A 25766-nucleotide genomic window follows, 5' to 3' on the forward strand; every position below is an offset into this window, starting at 1 on the left:
AATATAGCTGGTAAGCGTGATTTTCAGGTCTGCCACAATACTCTGTACCACGATCCGTCAAAACACGTAGCAATGATACTTTCTGTTCATCAAAGAACGGTACTACCCTATCATTAAGAAGATCTGCAGCTGTGATAGCAGTCCTTTCTGTGTAAAGCTTAGCAAAAGCAACTCTGGAATAGGTATCAACAAAGGTTTGCTGGTAAATTCGTCCAATACCTTTGATATTACCAACATAATAACTGTCTTGGCTACCTAAGTATCCTGGATGCTCTGTTTCAATTTCTCCATGGGCCTCTTTTTCTTCCTTAGCCTTTTCTAGAGCTGTTATCTGTTCTTCTGTTAAAATGATACCATCCTGAGCTACTTTTGCTTCTAATGCCTTTAACCTCTTTTTAAAATTTTCAAGATCGTTTCTTTGCCACACTGATCTTATTCCACTTGCAGAGATGAGAATTCCTCTCTTTTTCAGTTCGTTTGCTGCTCTTTCTTGTCCGTATGCTGGAAACTCTATTGCTATTTCAACTACTGCTTTTTCTATATCCTCCGACACTCTATTTGCATACAATGGCTTGCTTTTGCTTATCTCGTGTAAAGCCTCTTCTCCTCCTGTTTCATACAGTTCTTTGAAGCGGTAAATGTATCCCTTGAATATCCCATTACTTTACACGCCTGTGATACATTTCCTAATTGCTTTGCAAGTTCTAGCAATCCCAACTTTGGTTTTAGTATTTTTTCTTGTGTTGTATTCATATCTGACACTCCTTTAAAACTTGTCTATATTTTTATCTTACTTTGTTTGCTTGTCAGATCAAGTCTAGACTATTACACATGATGCCATATATTTATCGGTTTGGAGAGAAGATGCCCAGTTAAATCCTCCCGATGTAGTCTGTGCATCACAACAACGATAACTCCTTTTTTCCTGTCATTGAGCCTAGTTACTAAAGTCTGATCAAACCAATTTGTAGCACGTTTTCTAAACGTTTCACTCAAAGCTTGAGAGGAACTCAGTGGATCATCCACAACGATAAAATCACCACCTTCACCAGTTAATGTTCCACCAACAGATGTTGCAATCCTACATCCTCTCTGCACTGTTTGAAATTTATATTTAGTGTTCTGGTCTTTACATAGCTCTACCTCTGGAAATAGCGCTCTATACCAACTAGACTGCATACGCACCTGGTGTCGAGCGAATGCTTTTCGCTAAGCCGCTGAGAATAGCTTGCAACTATTATTCTTGCAGTTGGCTGATTACCGAGTATCCATGCGGGCCATGCAACACTCACGCACATAGACTTCATTGAGCGCGGAGGGCATATTGAATATTATTCGCTTCACTGTGCCAGTACCTGCTGCTTCAAGCCTGTCTGCTATGATTTTTATATAATGATAATTGTTATACTCACACCCCGGCATTACCGTTTGAAAGCATAGTTCGATAAATTTTAAAAAGTTCATGTTAGTCTCCTATAGTGTTAGTGGAATTTACTTTATGGTGGTGTCAGCCTCTTTGGTGTCATCTCAGCGTCCTTTTTCTTGTCATCCAAGTAGCCCTTTCCTTGTCATTCCAGTGCTTGACACTGGAATCTAGTTTCACCTTATGATGGTGTTATTCAAGTAGCCTCTATCCAAGTGCCCCTTTGGTGTCATCAGAGTAGCTGACACTGGGATGACAGGAAAAAAAGGCATTCTGATGACACTATTTTTTGTACTTTTGCATTCAATATTCGTACAATTATGTGTCAAGCAGTGGAATGACATTATCTACTATGCAAGATGTGAATTATAATAAGAAATGGAAAATATGAACATAACTATACATTCACAAGAAGACTTTGACTTTATGCGTAAAGCTGGCAGGCTTGCAGCTGAAACCCTTGATTTTATTGCACCATACGTCAAAGTAGGCGTAACAACTAATGAATTAAATGATCTATGTCATGATTTTATAATCAATGCAGGTGCAATTCCAGCACCACTGAATTATAAGGGATATCCGAAATCAATTTGTACTTCGAAAAATGCTGTTGTATGTCATGGTATTCCTGATGATAAACCTCTTAAAGATGGAGATATTTTAAATATTGACGTTACAGTGATTTTAAATGGCTGGTATGGTGATACAAGTCGCATGTTTTGGACTGGTAAACCCTCAATAAAAGCAAAGCGTTTGTGTAATGCTGCCTACAATGCGCTAATGGAAGCGATAAAACAAGTTAAGCCCGGCAATAAGTTAAATGAAATAGGATTTGCTATAGAAAAATATATTGAAGATTTTGGATATTCTATCGTACGCAATTATTGTGGACATGGCATAGGAAAGGTTTTTCATGCTCCACCAAATGTTGTACATTTTTATGATGAAGGTGAGGATCTTATCTTAAAAGAAGGCATGTTTTTTACGGTAGAACCAATGATCAATGCTGGAAAACATGAAACTCTGCTCAGCAAGCTAGATGGCTGGACAGTGACAACACGTGATCTTTCACTTTCTGCACAGTTTGAGCATACGCTTGGAGTCACAAAAGATGGAGTTGAAATATTTACACTATCACCTAAAAATTGGCATTTTCCACCTTATGATTAGATTTTTTAAACACTTGGTTTTTGAAAAAATCTAACTCTTAACTTGTGATATAGCAACTAACCCAATTAGTGCACAGAAAATCATGTAAAAACTTGCTAAAGTTCCTTGTCCTGTAACTTTGATAATAGTTGTGCATATAAATGGTGCAAGACCACCAAAAAATCCCGAAGCTATATTTCTTGATAAACCAAATCCACTGTATCGTACCTTTATTGGGAATAATTCGCACATAAACGCGCTAACAGGACCAAGAGAAGCAGCTATTGGGATTATAAAGAACGTGCGCCATTATGGTGAGCAAATTATTACCACTTAGTATCATTGAAAAAACTGGATAACTTACTACTATAAAAGTCACAAATGCAAATTTCATGACTCTTTCTCTCCCTACCTTATCAGAAAGTATTGCAAATAGTATAGTCAATCCTCCAAGTGCAATTTGGTTCAATACTTCCACTATGTGGTTAAAGTGAGTGTTGATTGTTGATGCAAGTACATTAAAAAACACTAAATATATGTAAAGAGATGCATTTTCAACTACGTCAACTCCAACTGATATTAAAAAAGGTTTTTTATAGCCGTTTAATAGTTCTTTTAACGGCAATTCATATGGCTTTTCCTGCTTTTTATATTCTGGGCTTTCATCGAGTATATATCTCATATATATACTGATTAATCCTATTACAAAACTGAAAATAAAAGGCAATCTCCATCCCCAAGATTCAAAATCGGATACTTTTTTGCATATAAGCACCACTATAAGACTTAATATTGAGCCAAGAATTGCGCTCAATACTTCAATACTGCCAAAGAATCCTCTTTTATTTTTAGGAGCATGCTCTATTAAAAATGGGGCATTTCCTGCCTCTCCTCCAAGAGATATACCCTGCAATAATCTTAAACATACCACCAGTACTGATGCGAGTACCCCAATGTTCTGATACCCTGGAACAAATGCAATAAGTACGGTTGATAGAGTCATCAATATGATAGAGAGAAATAGAGCAATCCTTCTTCCATATTTATCGCCAATGTGGCCAAATATAGCAGCACCAATTGGTCTTATTAAGAAACCCACTGCAAACACTCCAAAAGCTTTAAGTATGCTGACTAATTTGTCGCCTGATGGAAAAAACACATCTCCGATTATGCTTATTAGATGGCTGAAAAGCATGTGATCATACCACAACAAAGTGTTACAAATTAAACTTGATAGTATTACTTTTGTTATTTGTTGCACGAAATCTTCCGTAATTTGTTTGATATTATAGTAATATTACTTACTTTTTCAAACGTGAATTATGTAAATGTTATATTAATAATATTATCTTATTAAATTTTTATATCGTTGATTATATTTAAATATTCTTATACTATACCTATATATTTCCATATATTTTTTGGCGAGAAAGTTATTTTAATTTAAGTGCACAAAGTCTCTTGATATGACACATACTCCAGTTTTGTTAAAAGAGATGCTATTTCAATTAGCACCACAAAGTGGTGGCATATATGTAGATGCTACATTTGGGGCTGGAGGATATAGCAAAGCAATATTGGAATCCGCTGATTGCAAAGTGTATGCAATTGATAGGGATGAAACAGTTACCAAATTTTATGATGATCTGAACGTTAAATACCCTGATAGAATAAATCTATTTATTGAGAAATTTAGTAATATTAAAAATTTATTAGATAGTAATAATATTAAAGGTATCAATGGAATAGTTTTCGACGTTGGAGTTTCATCTATGCAGCTTGATAATGGAGATAGAGGATTCTCATTTCTACGTGATGGCCCACTTAACATGAGCATGGATAACTATTCTCATATGAATGCTTCAACATTTGTTAACGCTTTACGTGAAGAAGAGATTGCAAATACTATATATAATTATGGGGGTGAGCGTCATTCTCGTAAAATCGCAAGAGCGATAGTAAATGCGCGGAAGAAGAAAATTATCAAAACTACATTTGAACTTGCGGATATTGTACGTTCTGTAGTGTTTCGTGGAAAAAGCAAGATTGACCCTGCAACTAGGACATTTCAGGCAATCAGAATATGGGTAAATGATGAGCTAGGAGAGCTTGAAAAGGGTATTAAAGCTGCATCTGAGATTTTAAGTGAAAACGGCAAATTAATTGTAGTTACCTTTCATTCTCTAGAAGATCGTATAGTTAAAACCCTTTTTAAAGATTTGTGTGAACCAGGACCTACCAAGACATTCTCCCTTTTAAACAAAAAAGTGATTAAAGCAAGTTCGGAAGAAATAAATGCAAATCCGCGTGCGCGTTCAGCAAAATTAAGAGCTATACAGAGGTTGTCATGAGAACCTTCTGTATTATTTCAATAACTATGTTTTTACTATAGGGTTATTTAAGGTAAAATTACATGTCCACTCACTAAATAAATAGCTAACACAAATAAAACGTGAAATTAATTTAGTGCAAAGCAACATAAAAGTTCTTCAAGCAGAATGAAGTTATTTGAGTAATCCAAAAAAACTTGCAGTCTTACGGAGAAATACCTAAAAAATAACTCTTTGATACTAGCTAGCCAGGTTCAACTCTCTAAATAGCCGCAGTGCGTTAGCAAAATCATAGTAACGATTAGGTTTAGGTTTTTAGATAAACACACTACAATAAAATTTACTTTAGTATAAAATTATTTGCATAAGATTTTGGCAGTCTTTTAACATCTTTTGGCATTTCAATTGTGTACTTTGTGTTGTGTTTCTTTGCGTAAGATATTGCTTTTTCAATAGAATCAAACTTTAATACAATCTGTTTTTGGGGATCTTTTGAGCCAACCCATCCCATCAAAGGTTCAATATAGTAAGAACAAGGCTCAATTTTTAGGTACCAGAATTTTGTATTACCTAAGCCAGATTGTGTTGCAGTTTTTGTTGGCTTATAAATCTTAAAAACTACTTGATCGTTAATACTCATAGCTCTTACTACGTAATCTTAAGTATATATCTAAATAAATTTTTCCACAAAGAATTAGTGTGAAAGAATGAAGTTTGAAATAAATATTTTTATGTTATATTATTAAATTATATAAAAAGGATTAGCTGAATAGGAGTAATCGATGGCACAGCAAGAAATGGTAACAATTAATGCAGAGTTACGTGATGTAAAAAAAAAGAAAGCGATTCAGGCTCTGAGGGAGAAGGGAAGTATACCTGCAGTTATATATGGTAAAGGGCATGATAACGTAAATTTGACATTGTCTGCAAAGGAATTTACTAAACAATATAAATCAGGTGCTCTTTCTGCACATTTAATAGAACTAGATATTTCAGGGAAAAAAGAATATGCTCTTGTTCGTGATATTCAATGGCATGTAGTAAAGGATACTGTGCAACATGTTGATTTTCAGTTTGTTGATAAAGGTAGTGAAATTAAAATAGATATACCTTTATCATTCATCAATGAAAGTAAATCACCAGGAATCAAATTAGGTGGAGTGCTTAATGTTTTGTGTCGTTCTATTACTGTCAAATGCTCTCCTGAGAAAATACCTCAACTCATAGAAATTGATTTGTCTGGCAAAATGATTGGTCAGTCTATACATATCAATGATGTAAAATTGCCAGAAGGTGTTAAATTTGTAGCTCATGAGGAAGAAAATTTTACCATTGTCACAATTTCTGCTGCCGATAGTGATGTTGAAGAGACTCAAACAAAAACAGAGGAGTAGTGCATTTAATAGCTGGGCTTGGTAATCCTGGTAGTAAATATGAATTAACTCACCATAATATTGGTTTTATCGTTATTGACGCAATCTACAAATATTGGAATTTTCAGTCATTTTCTAAGAAAGCCGATTACTTGATAACCTCTGGCATAATTAACAATAATAAAGTTATGCTAATAAAGCCTTCTTCATTTATGAATAATTCAGGTATTCCTGTTGCAAAAATAAAAAATTTTTACAAATTATCGCTAGACAATATTGTTGTCATACATGATGATGCTGACTTGAAATTTGGAAGAATAAAAGTAAAAAAAGGTGGTAGTTCTGCTGGACATAATGGACTTAAGTCTATAGATAGCTTTATTGGTAACGATTATTGGCGTTTGAGATTTGGAGTAGGTAGGCCTGAAAATCGGAAAAGCTTAGCAGATTATGTATTATCAAAATTTGAAAATTTTGATAATGTTATCCTCTTAGTGGAAAAAATAGCAAAAAATATACACCTAATGCTACAAGGAGATATCGCAGCTTTCATCAACTCAGTTGGGAGAGTGTGAAATATAGCAATTGAACAGGACATCCTATTCAATATAAAACTTGTATCCGTTCAGCAGGGTAGCAAAATAAGATAGACAAAAATATAGGAACAAATAGTCAGTGTGCAAACACACAGCTATACGAACATTGTGACAATTTGCGTAACAAATGGTGTCATCCCAGTGCTTGACACTGGGATCTAAGAAAATTCACAGGCAAACTAATTCGGTAAGCTTATGCTAAATTAATGAGCTTAAATGAAAAATTGGATCCCAGTGTCAAGCACTGGGATGACACCAAAAGGGCTACTTAGGCGACAAAAAAAGAAGCACTGATTTCAACATTGCACATTAGCCATGCATCTGAATGGATACTAAAACTTCACCCTAATCTAGATTAGAATACTGATTCTTCTAGAAGTTGTTCGCGTTCCTCTTCTATTGCAATAGAGTTATCGTGATTTTTAAATAAATCTCTGATTTTTGTTTCTATTTCATTTGCAATTTCTTTGTTTGCCTTGAGGTAACTTTTTACATTTTCTCTTCCTTGGCCAAGACGCGTATTGTTATATGAATAATAAGCACCTGCCTTTTCAAGCACACCAAGCTTTGCTCCTATATCTATTATTTCTCCAAATTTTGATATGCCTTCATTGTACATTATATCGAATTTTGCTTCTCTAAATGGAGGAGCAACTTTATTTTTTACAACTTTAACTCTCGTTTCATTACCCGTAATATTCTCCTTATCCTTTATCGCACCAACTTTTCTTATATCAAGTCTTATAGAAGTATAGAATTTTAACGCATTCCCACCAGTGGTAGTTTCAGGATTTCCATATACTACTCCTATTTTCATACGAATTTGGTTAATAAATATCAATATACAGTTTGCTTTTGAAACTGCAGAGGTGAGCTTTCGTAGCCCATGACTTAGAAGTCTTGCTTGTAGTCCCATGTGCTGGTCGCCCATATCTCCTTCAATTTCAGCTCTTGGAGTTAGTGCTGCAACAGAGTCAATAACTATTACATCAACTGCACCAGAACATACTAAATACTCAACAATATGCAACGCTTGTTCTCCAGTGTCTGGTTGTGAAATCACTAAATCATCGGTGTTTACTCCAAGTTTACGAGCATATATAACATCCAGTGCGTGCTCCGCATCGATAAATGCACATAAACCTCCTTTTTTCTGTGCTTCAGCAATTACATGCAAAGCAAGGGTAGTTTTACCAGAACTCTCAGGGCCAAATATCTCAATTATACGTCCTTTTGGCAATCCCCCAACACCCAGAGCTGAATCAAGTGCAATCGACCCTGTAGATATCGTGTCTATTCTTTCTACAGGGTTTTGCTTTAGCTTCATTATTGCACCTTTACCGAATGCTTTTTCAATTTGACTTATTGCATTATCTAGTGCTTTTTGCTTATCATTATTTCTTTCTTCTGGATTATGTGCCATGGATCATTTATTAACTTGTATAGTCTCCATGGTAATTGAACGCAACCAATCTGCCAAGGGTTTTTTAATAACGAAGAACGTTAGTTACCTAAAATTAGATAGATAGACTTTGTAGTGCGATACAAAATAACGATAGAATACAATGGTAGTGGTTTCTCTGGCTGGCAAAAGCAACAACACTCTGCTAACTCAATTCAGGAAACCATAGAAAACGCTATATTTAATTTCAGTGGCGAGAGAGTCTCTTTGCATTGTGGTGGCAGAACTGACACAGGGGTTCATGCTTTAGGGCAAGTTGCTCATTTCAATATGGAAAGGCAATTTGAGCTTTACAGAATAAGAAATGGAATAAACTATCACTTAAAAGCGATTCCTATAGTTGTGCTTAGTGCAGAAGCCGTAGATGATGCATTTCATGCGCGATTTTCAGCAAAAAAAAGATATTATGAATATAGAATAATTAATCGCTACGCTCCTGCAGCTCTGGAAATCGGTTATGTGTGGCAAGTATTTAACCCACTTGACATAAACATCATGCGTGAAGCTGCTAGACACCTGCTTGGAAAACATAATCTTTCAAGCTTCCGCTCAAAAGATTGTCAAGCTACAAATCCGGTCAGAACAATCGATGATATTGATATAGTACAAAACGGAAGTCACATATACATCAAAATATCTGCGATTTCCTTTTTACATAACCAGGTGAGGATTATTGTTGGTACTTTAGTTGAATTTGGAAAAAATAGAACTAATCCACAAGAAATGCTAAACATATTAAGTCAATGCAAAAGAAACGCCGCTGGGGTCACTGCGCCGTCTCACGGCTTATACTTAGTAAAGATAGATTACTAGCTTAAGTCCTCATTGGCATTACTATATATAGTGCACTTGGATCATCTTCATCAGTGATAATTGTAGCGCTATTACCATCTGATAGGCTGACCTTACATTTGTTTTTTATACAAGATAAAGCATCAAGCAAATAACGAGAATTAAATCCTACTTCCATAAGAGCTCCATCGTAATCCACCTCTATAGACTCAGTTGCATCACTGCACTCTTGGGAATTTGAATGTAGAGTTAATAAATTCTCTTGCAATGAAAATTTAATTGATTTTATTTTATCGGACACAACAACAGAAACCCGATCTATAACGCTAGCAAGCTTACTACTCTCAACAATCATTTGTTTATCTTGAGACGTTGGAATGACAGCTTTGTAATCTGGAAAAGTCCCATCTATCAATTTTGATATTAGAATATACTCACCACATGTAAATTTGATTTTTCTATCTGAAAGTTTTATATTTATCTCATTACAATCACCCAATACTTTCAACAGTTCCATGATAGTTTTACGTGGAATGATCACCCCAAATTCTCCGTTGATATCTTCAGGTTTAGGCCTTTTTATACATGATAAACGGTGGCCATCAGTTGCAACGCAGTACAGAAATTGCTCATCTGTATGCAGATATATCCCGTTTAAATTATACCTTGTATCATCCAGCGACACAGCAAACTTCGTTTTAGTCAACAAGTCTACCAAATCCGCACTTAGTAGAGTGAAATCGTATTGATGATCACCTTCTTCAAGAACAGGGAAGTTATTTGAAACTACGTTCGGTAAAGAAAAATTTGCATTTCCACAGGATATCAATAATTTTCCTTGATTATTCATTTCGAAATTGACATCCAAATTAGTTGGCAATTTTTTCACTATGTCATGTAAAGTATGTGCTGAGATTTTCACTTCTCCTTCTGCTGATACATTTGCAGTAAGTGAGGCAAATATTGAAATGTCAAGATCAGTAGCCTTCAATTTTATGCTGCCATGTTGTGCTTTGATATTTATACACGCTAAAACATCTATCGCGTTGCGCCTTTCAACCACTCCACTTACCCTGGATAGCGTATTTAAAAGGCTTGCACGACTTACACTAAAACGCATTTGTTCACACACAGAACTTTGTTCTTTGATTCCTATATCTACAATTTTTGACATATTAATTCTCAAAAATATATTTTAAATGATATTCATATTCTATGTAAAGTGATATCCATATTTTTGTCTGAGAGACAAAACAGCCTATCTTATACTTTAGTGATCAATAATTTACTTTGTATGGCATAAGTCATGCATTTTTTGGTACGCTTTTTGAAAGCCAAGCAAGGAATAAGTATCATCAACATTTGCTGTTTTTACTTTTCCATTAACTACCATTGATAATCCCTGCTTCATTTTTAGAATCAAATCTTGGTCCATTTTTGTATCATCTGTCCACGCAAGACTTCCCTGTATTATTGGCAATTGATATTTAATTTTTTTATCGATATTGAGAACTACAGGCTCATTATTATACTGAAAGCCAGAAGTGACGCTCACCTCATCTGCTTTTTTATCAACGTAACTGACCATTACATACGGCTTGCGGTCAGCTGTATAATGTTCACTTTTTTTCTTAGGATGAGATACAATGTAACACACTTTTTCACCATCTTCCAATGCAGTGTACACAAGCCAATCTTTATATTTTTCCTTCAGTTGTACGTTACTAACCGATGCAAGAGTACCTATTGAAAAAAGTATTAGAAATACAAAAAGACTACGCATGTAAACCAAGTTTCAAACTCTCTGATTTTACATGTTGTTTTACCTTACTCATTGCTTGCTTAGCCAATTGTCTTATTCTTTCTCTTGAAACACAATATTTTTTGCTAAGCTCATCCAAAGTCTGAGTACTTTCAGATAAATATCTGCTAATGAAAATGTCTCTTGATCTTTCATTAAGACTTGCCAGCGCATTGCTTAAAATTGTTTCTTTTAATGCCTTTTCTTCATGATTCTGGTAAGCTACTTCTTGACTAACTAAATTACACGGAATCATATCTTGTAACTCCTTTTTAGAGTCATCACCTATTTTTATACAATTATTTAACGACTGATCCTTACAAGCCAGACGATAGCTCATCTGTACAACATCTTCTTCAGATACAGAAAGCTCATTTGATATTGCTTTTATTTCTTCTTTACTCAAAGTTTCTCTGTTTGTGTATTGTAAAATTCTTTTTTTTATTTTACGTAAACTAAAAAACAATCTCCTTTGTGCTTGCGTTGTACCTATTTTTACAAGTGACCAAGATTTTAATATAAAGTCTTTCATTGAAGCTTCAATCCACCATACTGCATAAGTTGAAAAACGAAATCCCAAGTCAGGATTGAATTTTTTCACTGCATGCATTAAACCCATATTTCCTTCCATGACCAGGTCCATCAACAATAGACCGTAATTCTTAAATTTCATTGCAATTTTTACTACCAAATTCAAATGGCTAGTAATCAACCTGTGAGCAGAAGAAATATCCCGGTATTCTTGCCAATTTTTTGCTAATCGCACTTCCTCTTCTTGGGAAAGCATAGGAAATTTTCGCACTTCAGCAATATATTGCATAAGATTAGTGCTACTATTAACACATAAACTTGCTACTGGGGTCAACATAATAACTTAAATTAAAACTCTGTACATATAATATATTGATTTTCAGCAAAAGATTCAAGCTTTAATTAAAAAAGCATAACTTTATACCTAGTTGAGATCTTAACAACAGCTACCTAAATGTAGCATTAAAATTGCTAGTGTGTAACGATAAAAACTACATTAAATAAATAATGTGTTATTCCAGTGCTCAAACACTGGAATAACACATTTCTTTTTTTCTAGATCCCAGTGTCATGCTACTTGAATGACAAGAAAAACCCACTGGGATAATAAGACAAAGATAGACTAGAAATTAAATGCTACTCCAGCTTCTGCACCAACAGTGCTGTAAAGAACTTTGATTCCGCCATCATCTTTAGCTGTCTGATCAAAATTAGCACCATAAGAACCAAAATAACGAGCACCAGCATAAAGCTTGATTTCTGGGGTTACATCATAACTAACACCAGCTTTTGCTTGATAAGCAAAACCAAATCCAAATTTTTTATCACCAGTAACCTCTGTTACTAAAGGATTGCTTACACACGCTGCACCAACACCAACACCAACATATGGAGTGATAGGCATATCTTCAATTGCTATATCGTAATAAACATTAACTAGTCCTGAAAATGCTGTTAAACTTTCTACAACTGCTGGAGAAGTACCTACTACATCTGCATCTTTACTCAATCGTGAGTAAAGTCCTTCAACATCAACCCTGATATCATCCATTTTATAACCAAATGCACCACCTCCAGCTAGAAAAGATGCTTTTAAGGGACTATTGTTGTCCTTACCTGATTTATATGTAACACCATCAATCTTTGTTTTAAAAGGTAAAACTTCACCATTATATTGCAAACGAACATAGTAGCTAGTTTCTTCATCACTTATTGGACCAATAGGGTCTGATGAAAAAGCAGAGTTTGATAGGCTTAGCAACGTCACTAAAGCAGCTGCCGAAAAAAACTTTTTATAATGCATAATTACCCTCGTTAAAAAAATTAAAATTCCACTTTAGCAGTCTAAATAATAACTAAAGTTAAGTCAAGTGCTAACTTAATAACACAAAACCTTCTGTATCTTAACTAACTTTTAGGAAAATACAAAGATTTTATTAATTAATAAATAGAGTTACTCTACTTTTTTTACTCTTGATCTTCTGACACCTATTTCACTAATGTCTTTTTATCTTCTGATCTGCATTCATCATTGTGAATTGCTGCATATTCATGCAGTAATATGAATGTACTTCATGGAAGTACTAGTATAAAAGGAAAACACTTAGTTACTGCATTAAGGCAAACTTCAGTAGTAAATTTAAAAAGGAAGTTTAAATCCAGGTGGTAACCCCATCATACCTGCAAGATCAGAGGTTGCATTTGCCATATCTTCTTCTGCTTTTTTAATGGCATCATTAAACGCTGCTGTCACTAAATCTTCTACTATGTCTTTTTCTTCATTTCTCATAAGCTCTAAGTCTATGTTTACCTTTTTAGCTTTATAGCCACCTATTTTTATAACTTCCACTAATACAGAAACTTTGCCACCACCAGAAATACCTTGAAATTCTTTTCCAATATATTTTTCTTGGGCTTCCGCAAGCTTTTTTTGCATTTCTTGCGCTTGCTTCATTATTTGACTGAAATCCACAACCTACTCCTTATTTTCTATGTTAATTACCTTTGCACCTTTAAACGTATTTAATATATCCTTAACTACAGGTGCATAATTTAAATTACTCACTTCCCTATTCATATAACTCGTATCAACTATAATAACCCACTCCTGATTAGTAGCTTGATTTAAGTAACTTTTCAAGTCATTACAAAAATTACTGTTCAAGTTAGATACAGCTTTTAATTTTAAACACCCAAATTTACAATCTATTAATTTTAGATTACTACACAGTTGTTTGTAAAGATAAATTTGGTTACTCCGCCTTAATAGTTGCAAAATCTTATCAAAATCGTAATTTTGTTGTTTATTTTTCACATGGATCCCAGTGTCACGCACTGGGATGACAGAGTGGGGTTTTTCCACATATTTTTTTGGATCCGAGTAGTCAGCTACTTGGATAACAGGGGGGGAAGGTGCAACAGGTCTGCCCTGTCTATTTCCTTGCTCTACATTCTGTGAAAGAATTTTTTTGATCACCTGTTCCGGAGAAGGCAAATCAGAAAGATAACAAAGGCTAATTAACATCATTTCAGCAGCAACCTCATTGCATGTTGAAACCTTTATATCTTGAATACCCTTAAGCAGCACCTTCCACAATCTCGAAAAAAATATTAAAGACTTTTTTGCACTCAAATCTTTTACTCTGCTCTTCTCATATTCTGTATCAATCTCTTTTGTAATTAAAAAACGGCATATTAACTGGATTGTTTGCAGTAGATCTTCAAAAATATTGAGCGGATTTGCTGTTTTTACCACATTGTCGAATACTAACAAAGCCTTCTGTAAATCACTGTCTAATACTGCTTCCAGTAGATCAAATATAACGTTTCTATCTACTAGACCAAGTATGTCTGTAACACTTTGAGTGGATATTGTACCATCTTTGCTATATAGCACTGCTTGATTCATCAAAAATAAAGCGTTACGCATTGAATTGCTACAGTGGTGCGCAATTAATTCCGATGCTTCTTTTTCAATAAAATAATTTTCTTTTTGTGCAATATCATTTAAACGCTCCATTATCTTAGCTGAAGGAATGTTATGTAAGTCAAACCTTTGACAACGTGCAATAACAGTTATTGGTATCTTTTTTATTTCTGTAGTTGCTAGAATAAACTTTACGCTAGATGGTGGTTCTTCTAGAGTTTTAAGTAATGCATTAAATGCATTACTGGATAACATGTGTACTTCATCTATAATGTAAACTTTAAATTTAGAACTTATTGGTAAATAGCAAATATCTCCCAAGATCGCTCTAACATCCTCAACACTAGTGTGACTTGCCGCATCGATTTCAACTACATCTGGATGGCTTGAATTTTTTATTGCCAGACAACTTGTACATGATCCACAAGGTTCAAAAGTTGGCCCCAATGAGCAGTTCAAACATAAAGCTATTATTCTTGCAGTGGTGGTTTTACCAATTCCACTGCTACCAGAAAGCAGTATAGATTGTGGAATTTTGTTGAGAGTAAAAGCATTTTCTAGTATACGCACCAATATATCTTGACCTACTAAATCTTTAAAGCTACTAGGACGATATTTTAATGCTATGTTCATAGCCTAGAATAAAACAAATAGTACAAATAGGTATGCAACCCAAAAAGATTCTGATATGGCTGTTTCATTTCTGACCTGACCAAGTTACAGAATTTTTGCCTGCATACCTTATAAAAGGTTATACTTTTTTTTTTTTTTAGCAAGGTATATTCTATATTAGTCTTATAATTTATATGTTAGACCTTTTGCAACATTACTTTGGAGTAAACAGCTGTTACCTAAAATACTCTTCTTCTGCCATCCCAGTGCGTGACACTGGGATGGCTTTGTTGCATAGCACCTTAAGCAGTGATGGTTTACGACAAATTTATGTAATGATTTCAAATTTAGCCATACCAATACCAGTGAATTTGTTGAGCAAATAGCACTTAATTAGTAATTCTTTTTCACGATTTACTTCAGATTTATTCCTAAACAAATACTTGCTTCAACCTTGAGAAAAATCCTTCTATGTAAGATCTTTTCCCATAATTTACTTCTTTTTTCCATTCTTTCATGCCATCTTCACCGTATAATTTTATTAACCTAATAGCAGCATTCCTGTCAGACATATAATCTATTTTTGAATGTTCTGCTGCATCCTTTTTTGGTAGAACTTTTGTTTTTATATCGTATTTCTTACACAATTTATAAAGTTTTTGCCTATCGTATGCCCTATCTGCATATAATGCTTTTATTTTGTGCTGAAAATTAACTTCTTCAAGCAAATCGCAAGTGGTCAGAGTAGACGCCATTACTGTATCTTGCAGCTATAGCTTTTTTACTATTCACACTTAACATAACATGTAACTTTCTTACTTGCTCGTAGCTTCGGTACTTTCTATCTGCACTGTTTTCCTTACTGTGGCCAGGAGTGTTACTGTAAATTTGTGCTATCTATGATAATTTCAATATTTTCCATGTTGCTTTTATCAATCCTGCAATCATTTATCTTAATATTAAGTTTTTTTTGATGCTTGTGAATAGCTGCAAATCTCTTCCTATTTGTTGCAAATACCCTTTTATAAACCCGACTGTTTGTCTTAAACCAATTCTAAAGAAACTGACGATTATATGCACTAAAATCACAACTTTATCACTATAAATATAGTTGCCGCCCTGCATTTTTGGACAATTCTCGTACCAATTTTCTATGGCGTCATTGATATAACAAAAAATGCTTCCTCTTTCTTGGAGAAATTTGTTATATTCATTGCAGTTACTGACTCTCATTTTTTGTGGCATATTTTTTCTTCAACAGTTAAATGGCTATTTATAATGAATTTTGTCAGTAACTGCCAGTTCTTTTCACTTGAGCGATGCAACAAAGCCAACTGGGATCCAACTAAGTTGGTAAACACTTTACAACGTTTTTTGCACAAAAGGACTGGATTCTAGCGTCACGCGCTAGAATGACATCAACTTTTGAATTCCAGTTATGCAAGAAATCTATTCATTTGAAACTTGTTTGAGAAACGTAGCTATAAAAACCGCAGGTACCAGTTGTTTTTTATTAGCTAAAGTAAAGGTCAAATATCTGGAATTCTGGACATAAAATCCCCCTGTAAAAAAGATTAAAAAAAATGCAGCGCACATATGACAAAAATTAAGTATACACTGAAGAGGATACGCTACATTTTTTTATGAGTTTAATAAAAAAGGTCTGCAGACAAAGATAGATTTTTGAGCTCTAAAAATATCTATAATTGTAATTATAATTGGATTCAAAATACGCGGAAGTAATTTTTTTAGCTATAAAATAATTCTGTCTTGTAAAAGTTTAACAAGAGAACCAAAAAGTTAGTGTCATAAATATTTTTATCAAAAACTATTTTAAAAAAAATTTAAATAGAGTTGAAAAATTTTAAAGATGAGATACCCTACCTGAAATGCAATCTCTGTAAAATAAAGAAATATGAAAGGTGAAATAAACACTGCAGCAAATTTTCAAGCAGAAGACCTTGAGTCTAAAAATGCTACAGATCTTGATTGTTTAGCTAACTCTCTAAATTCTTTGAATGCAAAGAGTGCTGAGATTAAAGATAAAAGGAACGATGTGCCTTTTTCCAGTAGAAAAAGCAACTCGCATGTTTTAGAACTTTTTTCTAGTGAAAATGTTGAGATTAACATTCCAGATGAAACACCTTGTGCCACTCGGAGTGAATCAGGTATAGCTGGGTTGTTTAAAGGCAGGGGTAGTATGAACATAAACCTTTATCAATCTAAAGTGAAACGTAGCTCTGCAATTGATTACAGTACTACAGAAAGTATAGGGTCACGGCTATTAAATATCTGTGAAGGAGAAGAAGATATCTATTTTGACCAAGAGATTGATTCTCTATATAAAGAGGGCTGTTTGTATGATGCCTTATTGTTGCAAGATAAGAAAAATCAGGACACACCTTTACATTTGGCCATAAAAAAAATCGTGCTGATTTTGTAAAAAAGCTTTTGTCTATTCTTAAGGAACCATACTGTTCAAATGAGTTTTACAAGCACAAATATTTTGAACGTAAGCAAGAGAATGAAAAGCCGCTTTTTAAAGTTATTAATACTAAGAACAAAGACGAAAAAGATGTAATTACTCTGGCTATTGAAGGTAATAATTCAAAATGCGTTTCAGTTCTTTTCGACTACTTAACTCGTGAACATATTAACAGAAGGAAAGATGTTGAAAGTGAGTACACACCTCTACACGAAGCTGTGCTTCTTGGCAAGAATGAAGTAATCAAAGAGCTTCTAAAATCAAGAGATATAGATACTGAATTTATGGATAAGGAATCTTACAAAGCATATAATTATGCTAATAACAAAGAGGCAATAGAATTGTTTATTAAGCACTATAGTAGTAAAATTAGTGAGTTGCGTATAAAATTAGAAGATAATAATAAAAAACTAGCGCGAATTAAGTGCGTCCTAAACAAAACAAAACTTACTTGCGTATGCTTAGCAGCCTTCGGCTCTTGTTTTAGAATGTATAAAAATTCTCATGACATAATAAATGAAGAAGTGAGTGAAGATATGTTATATTATTCTCTTGAATTGCTCTCCAACACTACAGGTCTAATATTATTTTTTAATTATTTGATCGATACAATACTTTCCAAGCATGAAGAAAAAAATTCTAGTTTGAATAAAGAATCGGACAGTTATGTGGAAGAAAGAAATATGTTGAAAAATAAATTACGTCATTTTCAAAAAAGAAGTACCGTAGTAACTACGCAAATGTGTGAGATAATTTCAGTTATACCTGAATCAGAGTTAGGTTACAGTAGATTGTGATTACATTAATTTTTTCAAGACAGTTCTAAAAAAAAGTGGGAAATCTTTTTCATAGCCAATCAAACTAAGCTTTCTTTACGAAAGGTTTGATGTTATCATTTTATAAACTATATCCTGAATTTGTTAAATGAACATTAATATAAAGAATTTAGTTCATGCTTTTTCTAAATTGCCAAGTTTAGGTCCATCATCATCACGAAGGTTAGTTATACATTTGCTCCAAAATAAAGAGAAAGTCATGCTACCGCTTGCATCTTTGATTAGAGAGCTAGCGGATCTTATAATAGAGTGCAAAATTTGTGGAAACCTAGATGCTAAATCGCCGTGTTCTATTTGTACTAACCCAAAGCGTGACACCAAGTTAATGTGTGTAGTAGAAGAATTGGGTGATCTATGGGCATTTGAAAAAGGGAATATATATTCAGGTATGTATCATGTTTTGGGTGGAAGGCTATCAGCAATAAATGGCATAGGTCCAAAAGAACTGAATCTTGATAACATTCCCAAAAGAGTTACAGAATTTAAAATTGAAGAGGTCATTATTGCAATCAATCCGACATTAGAAGGCCAAGTTACTGTGCAATATATAATTGAATTGCTAAAGAATTCGAATGTAAAAATATCGCGCCTTGCTTGTGGTATACCGATAGGTGGAGAAATTGACTACCTAGATGAAGGGACTCTGAAGATAGCGCTTACGTCAAGACAAGAGTATGAGTTAAATATAAAGTAAGGTATGTGCTTAAAAAAACTTACATCGCTAATAACCTTTAGAAAAAAAGAAGAGAAACAATTGCCTAAGGTAATAAATTGGGAAGGTGATTGCTTGGGTTATAAGCAAATTGCAAGTAAATTTAGTTCTATAATCAAGACAATCGATCAGTCTTTTTCAATCGCATCCTTAGAAGGATATGATAAGTGGGGTAAGACATTTTTTTTGAAAGAATGGGTAAAGGATCTAGAGCAGCAAAATGAAATTGCAGCTTATTACAGCGCATGGGATATTAGTGCGCTAGATCAACCATTGCCTTCTTTTTTGCATTTCTTGTTTGAGGATCTATTCGCATCATACAAAGTAAAAAGGAGTGTTATACAGCAGTTCAAAAACATAAACCAAGAACTATTTTCTCTCAATACATTAGGAAAGCTGATCAGTAAATCTCCACTTGCTATGCTTTCAGTATTTCTCGATGCTGCAAAAGAGGCTGATAAGAAAGACATTGGTTTTGTCTTGGGTGAATTAAATCTTCTCCAAAGGAGAAAAGAGAACATTAGAGACTTTAAGATACAACTAGCAGATGTGGTTAATAAAATCAGGAAAGATAAAAACATTTATATAATGGTCGATGATCTTGATATATGTCGCCCTAAATTCATTGTCGATTTTTTAGAATCCATAAAGTACATGCTTGATGTCGAGGGACTGGTTTTCATTATCTCTGTTAGCCAAGATAAGAGTAATGTGCAAAGAGCAATTAGCACAATACTTGGACCAAATTTTAGCCTAAAATCTTTTACTGATCTCTCTTTGCATTTGCCAAAACAGCCAACAGAGCAGTTTATAAGAAAACTGTTTGAAAGTTCTGAATTACCGAAAAAATCAAAGAGCTTAATTATAGATAGCTTTATATTTTATGCAGAAAGCTTCTCATTATCACTGCAGGCAATACAATACTGTATAAGGAGAATAAAGCTATGTTTTTTGAACCATGCAAAAGAAGAATTACTTGATCCGAATTTATTTACATTTTTAGTAATACTACAGTCAGTAAACACTGATTTGTACGAGGAATTATATTCATCACCTCAGAAAGTACTGGAGAAGATTGAGAGTGATTTAATGCCAAATGGTCAAGAAGAATGGAAAAAGCTTAAAATCTCTCTTGAGACTACTTTAAAAAAAAAGAATCAAAGACTAACAAATCTTTGAAGCAAATAAGAGATATTATATTCTAGCACTTTCTTCTTAATTTGCATGACACAATGGTTGTACTTATTCCAGTTTAGCATTGGAACCATAAGTTGGCCCACATAAATTTTAGCATGTGTGACCTTGAAAGATCGCAGTGCAATACTTAAATTATTAGAGTAGTAGGCTAATAATGGAGCTAAAAATGCACAACATACAAGAAACTGAAAGTTTAAAATTTGACGCTGAAGTAGGCAAAGTACTAAATATAGTAATTCATTCACTTTATACTAATAAGGATATTTTCTTGCGTGAGTTAATATCAAATGCATCAGATGCATGTGATAAATTGCGCTATGAATCACAATTAAATGCTGATTTATTAGATTCAAGTGATGAGTTGAAGATTACTATTAGCTCCAGTAAAGATAAGAATGAGCTGTATATAACCGACAATGGAATTGGCATGAACAGGCAAGATTTAATAGATAATCTTGGCACGATTGCAAGTTCTGGTACGCAAAAATTCTTGGATGCAATTAAGAATAATAAAGATTCGAGCCAAGCTGTAGAGCTGATTGGAAAGTTTGGTGTTGGTTTTTATTCAAGCTTCATGGTTGCTTCAGAAGTTATAGTAGAATCAAGGAAAGCCGGAGAAGAAGAGTCTTGGGTGTGGAAATCTAAAGGAGATGGAGAGTATTCAATCAGCAAATTAGATGGTCAAATCTCTCGTGGCACAAAAATTACGCTCATCATGCGTCCTGAAGAAAGCGAATTTTTAGACAAATTCCGTATTGAAAACATCGTTACTACTTACTCTGACCACATAAATTTTCCCGTTGAGTTTGTAAATGAAGAAGGAAAAAGTGAAAAATTAAATAGCAAAGCTGCAATTTGGACTAAGCCAAAAAATGACGTTACTCCAGAAGAGCACAACGACTTCTTCCGTGGTGTTGCACATGTGGGCGGTGAGCCTTGGATGATATTTCATAATAAAAATGAAGGTGCAATAGAGTATACGAACTTGCTTTATGTTCCTTCTATCAAGCCTTTTGATTTATTTCATCCAGATAGACGCTGCTCTGTAAAATTGTATGTAAATAAAGTGTTTATCACTGAAGATAATGTGCAGATTATACCGCAGTACTTGCGTTTTTTGAAAGGTGTGGTTGATTCACCGGATTTGCCTCTCAATATCAGCAGAGAAACACTACAAAATAATCGTGTAGTTGAGCAGATTAGGAAATCTTTAACTAAGCGCATAATATCAGAGCTCGGCAAAAAAGCAAAAGAGAATTTAGAGGAATATACAAAATTCTGGGGCAATTTTGGTGCGGTGTTAAAAGAAGGTCTTTGCGAAGCTATGCCAACTGATGAAAGAGAAGCATTGCTTTCCATTTGCAGATTTCATAGCACCAGTGATGGTAAGCTAGTTAGCATTGATGATTATATAAGCAGAATGAAGCCTGAACAGGAACATATCTACTATCTCACAGGTAATAGTCTCGATTCAGTGAAAAACAGTCCACAACTTGAAGGATTTGTCAGTAAGGGATTGGAGGTGCTTCTATTTGTTGATCCAGTTGATGATTTCTGGACTAGCGTAATTCATGAATATAAAGATCAAAAATTTAAGTCTGTAACTCGCGCAGATGTTGATTTAGAAAAATTCTCTTCAGAAGAAGGTAAGAAAGATGAAGAAAATAAATCAGATGAAAACAAAAGCGAAGAAAACGCGGATTCTATACTCGAATACTTCACCAAGGTTCTTGGAAGCTTAGTAAAAAGTGTAAAGATCTCTAAGAAATTAACCGATAGTCCTGTGTGTCTAGCAGTTGATGAAGGAACTATGGATCTCCGTATGGAGCGTTTTTTACGTGAACAGAAGCAGCTAAATTACCGCACGCCAAAAGTACTTGAAATTAACATTAAGCATCCTTTGATAAGAAACATAATGGAATCTCACGCTGAAAATGGTGAAAATCCAACACTTGGAGATATGATTTACTTATTGTTCTATCAAGCTTGTATAGTGGAAGGTGAAGAGATGGAAGACGTAAGTCTATTTGCTAAAAGGCTCAATAACTTGCTTGGCAAAATTTCTATTTAATGCTATACTTAGTTTAGCTAATAATTAGGGGGTAAAACATGGGGTGGATTTACTTGGTGGGCTCATGCCGCCAGCAGTAGATACTGCAGAAGAAAGGGAGCGTCGCCATTCCAGAGATTCAGGCGCTGAAGAAGAATTCGAAGTTTTAGAACAAGAAGAAATTAAGGAGCATCGTCATTCTGGAGATTCAGGCAATTGTTCAGAGGTTGAGGAAGGACAAAATACTAACAGAGCAATTGAATTGGAATTTCAGCTAACACAATCTTTGCTAAGTCAAGTAAAGGCAGGTGAGAATAATAGGAATGCAAATTCTGGCAAGCAAGCACAACTTGATTTGGAAAGAATGGATTTTTTAATTAATGGGCAAACAATAAGCAAAGCGTATGTTCACGAGTCATATTGCCAGCACAATCACTTAATTTCGAGTGAAAATGCAAATTACCGCCTGTTTGCTAAGCAAGTTTTCACAGAAATGTTTAAATATGCTAAGGCAGAAACTCCAAATGACAATATATTAGAAGAGTTAATTACTAATTGCAATCAGGCTGGGTATGATGGCTCTTTGTTAATGCAGCTCTCTCCTATATTCTCTAAGCATAAACTAAGCTTGCCTCATGCCAACGATAGAAAGATAAGTATTGTATATAATAGCCAAGGTTCTCTCAATATTCAGTATTGTCCAAGTATGCCTGTTAGAGAACTTGATACGAATAAGGAAATATGCAGGGTTGATGCTATTTTAGAGTTCACCCTTAAGTTTCGAGATAGTAAGGTAGAGTATGAAAACGGCAAAGTAACATTTGCCATTCCTGAACAATTAGAGAATTACAAAGCTGATGGGAAAAGTTTGTTAGATGAAATAAATAGGCATTTCGAAGATGAGGATAATAGAATTACAGAGACTCTTGAGAAAAATATGAATGAAGGACCTAAGTCATTTGCTGCTGAAGACTTGTCTATTACTGAGAGTTCATCTGATAGTAGTGAAGTAGCAAACAAAGTAGTTACTGATCCAGGCATTTTAGGTAATGTTGCGGATGTATTGGTAGGTGTTGCAGAAGCTACAGCAGTTGTAGCAACAGAGTTATTTTGGCCTCAAGATCAGGTTAATATAGAACCAAGGCATAATGAAGAAGAATTTACCATTATCCCTAAAAATTTAACCTTTGATGGATTAATAGACGTTATAAATAAAGCAAAAAATTATGGTGATTACGCAGGTTTAGATAAAACTATAAATAATATAGAGGAAAGCGATAGATTTATTACTGATTTGAATTGTGGTAATTTGAAGGATTTTTGCTCTCAACAGCTTAATTTGACTGATCATACGCACAATGTGCTGTTGAATAATAGTTATGATGAAACAAATGGTTATTATAATCATTCAGTAAAAGAGCTTTCACTACTAGCCATTGCAGCTAATGATACGCTTGTGGAAAGATATGCAGAAACGCATAAAAGTATATTATTTACGCAAGAAGGGCTCGATAGGCTACTTATTGGTGTTGGTGGACAATGCTATATTAAGTTTTTATTAGAGCATTTGGATAAGCCGAATCATACTATGTTTTTGGATGGTATATGTAAAAAACTTGAAAGGGCATCTTTTGTTGGTAATCAAAAATGCGTAGAAGTGATACTAAATAGGTTTAATAATACTGAGGCTGAAGGTAGAATTATTTTTTCATCTAAACTTTTGCACTATGCTATACACTTAGCTCCTGAAAGTAAAGCGGCAGAGGTAATTGTTAATCGTAAAGTTGTTGATATTAATAGTATAGATAATTCTGGAATTGCACCTTTGCATTATGCTGTAGCACGTGATAATTTTAAACTAATAAGCTTACTTATTGAAAATGGTGCTAATGTTGATGTTCAAGATGAGAGGCATGGCAGAACAGCTTTACATTGGGCTGCTTACCATGATAAATTTGAAATAGTAAAATTACTTGTAAACAAGGGAGCTGATTGGAACATTAAAGATAGAGATGGCAAAACAGCTTTAGATCTGGTAGGAACGAAAAGTTTATATTTGGTAAGGGAAGAAAACAGGGAAAAATCTTCTAGTGAATCAAAAATCACAAAATTTCTTGAAGGTTTAGATGATAAAACACCTTTGCATTTAAATATTAAAAAAGATCCAGAATCCAAAAATACTGATAATCAACGGCCACAAAGGAGTATTGTTGACAAAGAAGAAAATATTATGAATAATAAAAAGGTTTCAATAGAAGAAACTATAGATAATAATAATTATAGGATGGGTAAAATGCCTAAAAATATAGAAGAGAAATTGTCTAATGCTATCTTCGCTCTTAATTATGAAGAAGTAATGTCTTTAGTGGAAAAGGTAAGGAAAGAGGACAATAGTGTAGACACAAAGCAAATCTTGAATAAAGCCTTAGAAGACGCTAATAAGACGGAAGTTGGTAACAAAGATAAACTATCTCAAAGCAAGCTCGCAAAAATTAAAATATTTCTTGAAAAAGAGTTCGAGCATGTTGCTGCATTATCAGTGAGTGGTAATATAGCTGCTACTGCAAGTAGCCAAGAAATTCCTGTAGTGGAGCGTAAAGAAAGCGAGCCGGATTCACCATCACTGAGTTCTGAAGATGATGGTTTTTCTAAACTTGAAAGTGACGATTCTCCTAGAATTTCTTCAAATTCTCCTTCGTTTGATATTATTTCTGAAACAGAAGTACCTGAAACTGCAGCAGAAATGCCTTCAATGGTCACTGAGGGAAAGTCTGATGATCTAAATGACGAAAAAGATGATCAGCAAAATCTTACAATACCTACAGCTGTAGATCAGGGTACATCGCCTATTCCCGAAAGTCAATATGGTACTGCACACAATAAAGAAGATTTTACTGTTCTACCTCAATCATCATCATTAGGTTTTGCAAATGAAAGTGTTAATACCGTAATATCAATTGATAATAACAGAAAAGAGCAAACTTCTAATAAACCCGCCAAGCATGTAGAACAAGTTGCTAACGAAAATATACAACCAAAATCAGTAGCTAATAAGCAAGCTAGTAATAGCAACAAAATTTACACAAAAGAGAATAGCGTTAAATGGCCTACTGTGGCTACATGGATGTTTGCAGTAACTGGAGTACTTTCATTAGCTGCTGCACCAGTTGCATATTTTGCTCTCGGTACTAGTCTGCTGGTAGCAGGAGTAGCGGCAGGCATTGGAGCTTTCTGTATAGTTGCTGCTATAGCTGTACATTATTATAATAAGGCACCTTCAGGTCCACTTAAAGGACCAGATGTTGAGGAGGTTGTTCGTAATGCTGCTGTAGAAGCAAGTTAAGAAATAGTAGTCTATCATTTAATAATTTATTATAATTATATTGATTGTTAATAGATAAAAACTTGGTAGACTACGAAGAAATATTCTTAAATAAAATCAAAGATATAAAAGAAGAAGGGCGCTATCGTGAATTTACGCATTTTGCGTC

Annotated in this window: 18 protein-coding genes, 1 other RNA gene and 5 pseudogenes; 11 read left to right on the forward strand and 13 right to left on the reverse strand. The window is 34.2% G+C overall.

Annotated elements, in window-relative coordinates; genetic code table 11:
* Together OUY_RS03800 and OUY_RS03805 are read right to left on the reverse strand one after the other, a co-directional pair.
* A pseudogene (locus OUY_RS03800) lies at window positions 1-753 on the reverse strand (helix-turn-helix domain-containing protein); the annotation flags it as partial.
* 75 nt (window positions 754-828) lie between these two features.
* A pseudogene (locus OUY_RS03805) lies at window positions 829-1464 on the reverse strand (phage terminase large subunit); the annotation flags it as partial.
* A gap of 346 nt (window positions 1465-1810) precedes the next feature.
* Here OUY_RS03805 and map point away from each other — a divergent pair.
* Entirely contained in the window at window positions 1811-2593 is a 783-nt protein-coding gene (gene map, locus OUY_RS03810; protein WP_010403864.1) for a type I methionyl aminopeptidase, read from the forward strand.
* Between the two features lie 30 nt (window positions 2594-2623).
* Here the strand turns inward: map and OUY_RS03815 are convergent.
* Window positions 2624-3833: pseudogene (locus OUY_RS03815) on the reverse strand (MFS transporter).
* A 205-nt stretch (window positions 3834-4038) separates the two neighbouring features.
* Between OUY_RS03815 and rsmH the strand changes: the two are divergent.
* Entirely contained in the window at window positions 4039-4923 is an 885-nt protein-coding gene (gene rsmH, locus OUY_RS03820; RefSeq protein ID WP_010403870.1) for a 16S rRNA (cytosine(1402)-N(4))-methyltransferase RsmH, read from the forward strand.
* Between the two features lie 319 nt (window positions 4924-5242).
* On the opposite strand, the gene OUY_RS03830 is transcribed toward rsmH, so the two are convergent.
* Window positions 5243-5542: an ETC complex I subunit gene (locus OUY_RS03830; protein ID WP_139686738.1), complete on the reverse strand. Its 300-nt coding sequence runs from the start codon at window positions 5540-5542 to the stop codon at window positions 5243-5245.
* 142 nt (window positions 5543-5684) lie between these two features.
* Between OUY_RS03830 and OUY_RS03835 the strand changes: the two genes are divergently transcribed.
* Window positions 5685-6296, forward strand: a complete 612-nt coding sequence (locus OUY_RS03835; protein WP_010403884.1) for a 50S ribosomal protein L25/general stress protein Ctc — start codon at window positions 5685-5687, stop codon at window positions 6294-6296.
* Window positions 6296-6850, forward strand: a complete 555-nt coding sequence (gene pth / locus OUY_RS03840) for an aminoacyl-tRNA hydrolase (RefSeq protein WP_010403886.1) — start codon at window positions 6296-6298, stop codon at window positions 6848-6850. Before OUY_RS03835 ends, pth begins: the two co-directional genes overlap by 1 nt.
* A 376-nt stretch (window positions 6851-7226) precedes the next feature.
* On the opposite strand, the gene recA is transcribed toward pth, so the two are convergent.
* Window positions 7227-8294 carry a recombinase RecA gene (gene recA, locus OUY_RS03845; RefSeq protein WP_139686739.1) on the reverse strand — a complete coding sequence of 356 codons (1068 nt, stop codon included), beginning with the start codon at window positions 8292-8294 and terminating at the stop codon, window positions 7227-7229.
* Window positions 8295-8408: 114 nt separating this feature from the next.
* On the opposite strand from recA, the gene truA reads away from it, so the two are divergent.
* On the forward strand, window positions 8409-9146 hold the full coding sequence (gene truA, locus OUY_RS03850) for a tRNA pseudouridine(38-40) synthase TruA (protein WP_010407052.1): 738 nt from the start codon (window positions 8409-8411) through the stop codon (window positions 9144-9146).
* Between the two features lies 1 nt (window position 9147).
* Here the strand turns inward: truA and dnaN are convergent, their stop codons facing one another.
* The 8 genes and pseudogenes from dnaN to OUY_RS06905 form a co-directional block, all read right to left on the reverse strand.
* A complete protein-coding gene (dnaN, locus tag OUY_RS03855; protein ID WP_010407054.1) occupies window positions 9148-10299 on the reverse strand; it encodes a DNA polymerase III subunit beta in 1152 nt (383 codons plus the stop codon).
* A 111-nt stretch (window positions 10300-10410) separates the two neighbouring features.
* Window positions 10411-10908 (reverse strand): invasion associated locus B family protein, encoded by a 498-nt coding sequence (locus OUY_RS03860; protein ID WP_010407056.1) that lies wholly within the window; start codon window positions 10906-10908, stop codon window positions 10411-10413.
* Entirely contained in the window at window positions 10901-11794 is an 894-nt protein-coding gene (locus OUY_RS03865; protein WP_139686740.1) for an RNA polymerase factor sigma-32, read from the reverse strand. The genes OUY_RS03860 and OUY_RS03865 overlap by 8 nt, the downstream gene beginning before the upstream one ends.
* 285 nt (window positions 11795-12079) lie before the next feature.
* The gene (locus OUY_RS03870; RefSeq protein ID WP_139686741.1) at window positions 12080-12760 is read right to left on the reverse strand and encodes a P44/Msp2 family outer membrane protein; all 681 of its coding nucleotides are present in this window, start codon (window positions 12758-12760) and stop codon (window positions 12080-12082) included.
* 336 nt (window positions 12761-13096) lie between these two features.
* Complete coding sequence (locus OUY_RS03875) at window positions 13097-13411, reverse strand: YbaB/EbfC family nucleoid-associated protein (RefSeq protein WP_006013488.1); 315 nt, start codon at window positions 13409-13411, stop codon at window positions 13097-13099.
* A gap of 21 nt (window positions 13412-13432) precedes the next feature.
* Window positions 13433-15016, reverse strand: coding sequence for a DNA polymerase III subunit gamma/tau (gene dnaX, locus OUY_RS03880; protein ID WP_139686742.1), 1584 nt, complete (start codon window positions 15014-15016; stop codon window positions 13433-13435).
* 16 nt (window positions 15017-15032) lie between these two features.
* Window positions 15033-15131: signal recognition particle sRNA small type (ffs, locus tag OUY_RS03885), an RNA gene on the reverse strand.
* A gap of 192 nt (window positions 15132-15323) precedes the next feature.
* Window positions 15324-16240, reverse strand: a pseudogene (locus OUY_RS06905) (IS5 family transposase).
* Between the two features lie 670 nt (window positions 16241-16910).
* Here OUY_RS06905 and OUY_RS06475 point away from each other — a divergent pair.
* The 6 genes and pseudogenes from OUY_RS06475 (at window position 16911) to OUY_RS03925 (ending at window position 25618) form a co-directional block, all read left to right on the forward strand.
* Window positions 16911-17438, forward strand: coding sequence for a hypothetical protein (locus tag OUY_RS06475; RefSeq protein ID WP_246038692.1), 528 nt, complete (start codon window positions 16911-16913; stop codon window positions 17436-17438).
* 8 nt (window positions 17439-17446) lie between these two features.
* Window positions 17447-18277: an ankyrin repeat domain-containing protein gene (locus OUY_RS06480; RefSeq protein ID WP_246038693.1), complete on the forward strand. Its 831-nt coding sequence runs from the start codon at window positions 17447-17449 to the stop codon at window positions 18275-18277.
* A 133-nt stretch (window positions 18278-18410) separates the two neighbouring features.
* Window positions 18411-19010: a recombination mediator RecR gene (gene recR / locus OUY_RS03910; protein ID WP_410543260.1), complete on the forward strand. Its 600-nt coding sequence runs from the start codon at window positions 18411-18413 to the stop codon at window positions 19008-19010.
* A 3-nt stretch (window positions 19011-19013) separates the two neighbouring features.
* A pseudogene (locus tag OUY_RS03915) lies at window positions 19014-20233 on the forward strand (KAP family P-loop NTPase fold protein).
* A 158-nt stretch (window positions 20234-20391) separates the two neighbouring features.
* A complete protein-coding gene (gene htpG / locus OUY_RS03920; protein WP_010403187.1) occupies window positions 20392-22296 on the forward strand; it encodes a molecular chaperone HtpG in 1905 nt (634 codons plus the stop codon).
* Between the two features lie 64 nt (window positions 22297-22360).
* Window positions 22361-25618 (forward strand): ankyrin repeat domain-containing protein, encoded by a 3258-nt coding sequence (locus OUY_RS03925; RefSeq protein WP_139686746.1) that lies wholly within the window; start codon window positions 22361-22363, stop codon window positions 25616-25618.
* Window positions 25619-25766: the final 148 nt, after the last annotated feature.

The organism is Wolbachia endosymbiont of Leptopilina clavipes (genome assembly GCF_006334525.1).
GTDB lineage: Bacteria > Pseudomonadota > Alphaproteobacteria > Rickettsiales > Anaplasmataceae > Wolbachia.

What these genes read in the sequence shown, in the direction of transcription:
- map (WP_010403864.1), top strand. Translation starts at nt 1,811, where the DNA reads ATGAACATAACTATACATTCACAAGAAGACTTTGACTTTATGCGTAAA.
- rsmH (WP_010403870.1), top strand. Translation starts at nt 4,039, where the DNA reads ATGACACATACTCCAGTTTTGTTAAAAGAGATGCTATTTCAATTAGCA.
- OUY_RS03830 (WP_139686738.1), bottom strand. Translation starts at nt 5,542, where the DNA reads ATGAGTATTAACGATCAAGTAGTTTTTAAGATTTATAAGCCAACAAAA.
- OUY_RS03835 (WP_010403884.1), top strand. Translation starts at nt 5,685, where the DNA reads ATGGCACAGCAAGAAATGGTAACAATTAATGCAGAGTTACGTGATGTA.
- recA (WP_139686739.1), bottom strand. Translation starts at nt 8,294, where the DNA reads ATGGCACATAATCCAGAAGAAAGAAATAATGATAAGCAAAAAGCACTA.
- dnaN (WP_010407054.1), bottom strand. Translation starts at nt 10,299, where the DNA reads ATGTCAAAAATTGTAGATATAGGAATCAAAGAACAAAGTTCTGTGTGT.
- OUY_RS03860 (WP_010407056.1), bottom strand. Translation starts at nt 10,908, where the DNA reads ATGCGTAGTCTTTTTGTATTTCTAATACTTTTTTCAATAGGTACTCTT.
- OUY_RS03865 (WP_139686740.1), bottom strand. Translation starts at nt 11,794, where the DNA reads ATGTTGACCCCAGTAGCAAGTTTATGTGTTAATAGTAGCACTAATCTT.
- OUY_RS03870 (WP_139686741.1), bottom strand. Translation starts at nt 12,760, where the DNA reads ATGCATTATAAAAAGTTTTTTTCGGCAGCTGCTTTAGTGACGTTGCTA.
- OUY_RS03875 (WP_006013488.1), bottom strand. Translation starts at nt 13,411, where the DNA reads ATGAAGCAAGCGCAAGAAATGCAAAAAAAGCTTGCGGAAGCCCAAGAA.
- dnaX (WP_139686742.1), bottom strand. Translation starts at nt 15,016, where the DNA reads ATGAACATAGCATTAAAATATCGTCCTAGTAGCTTTAAAGATTTAGTA.
- OUY_RS06475 (WP_246038692.1), top strand. Translation starts at nt 16,911, where the DNA reads ATGAAAGGTGAAATAAACACTGCAGCAAATTTTCAAGCAGAAGACCTT.
- htpG (WP_010403187.1), top strand. Translation starts at nt 20,392, where the DNA reads ATGCACAACATACAAGAAACTGAAAGTTTAAAATTTGACGCTGAAGTA.
- OUY_RS03925 (WP_139686746.1), top strand. Translation starts at nt 22,361, where the DNA reads ATGCCGCCAGCAGTAGATACTGCAGAAGAAAGGGAGCGTCGCCATTCC.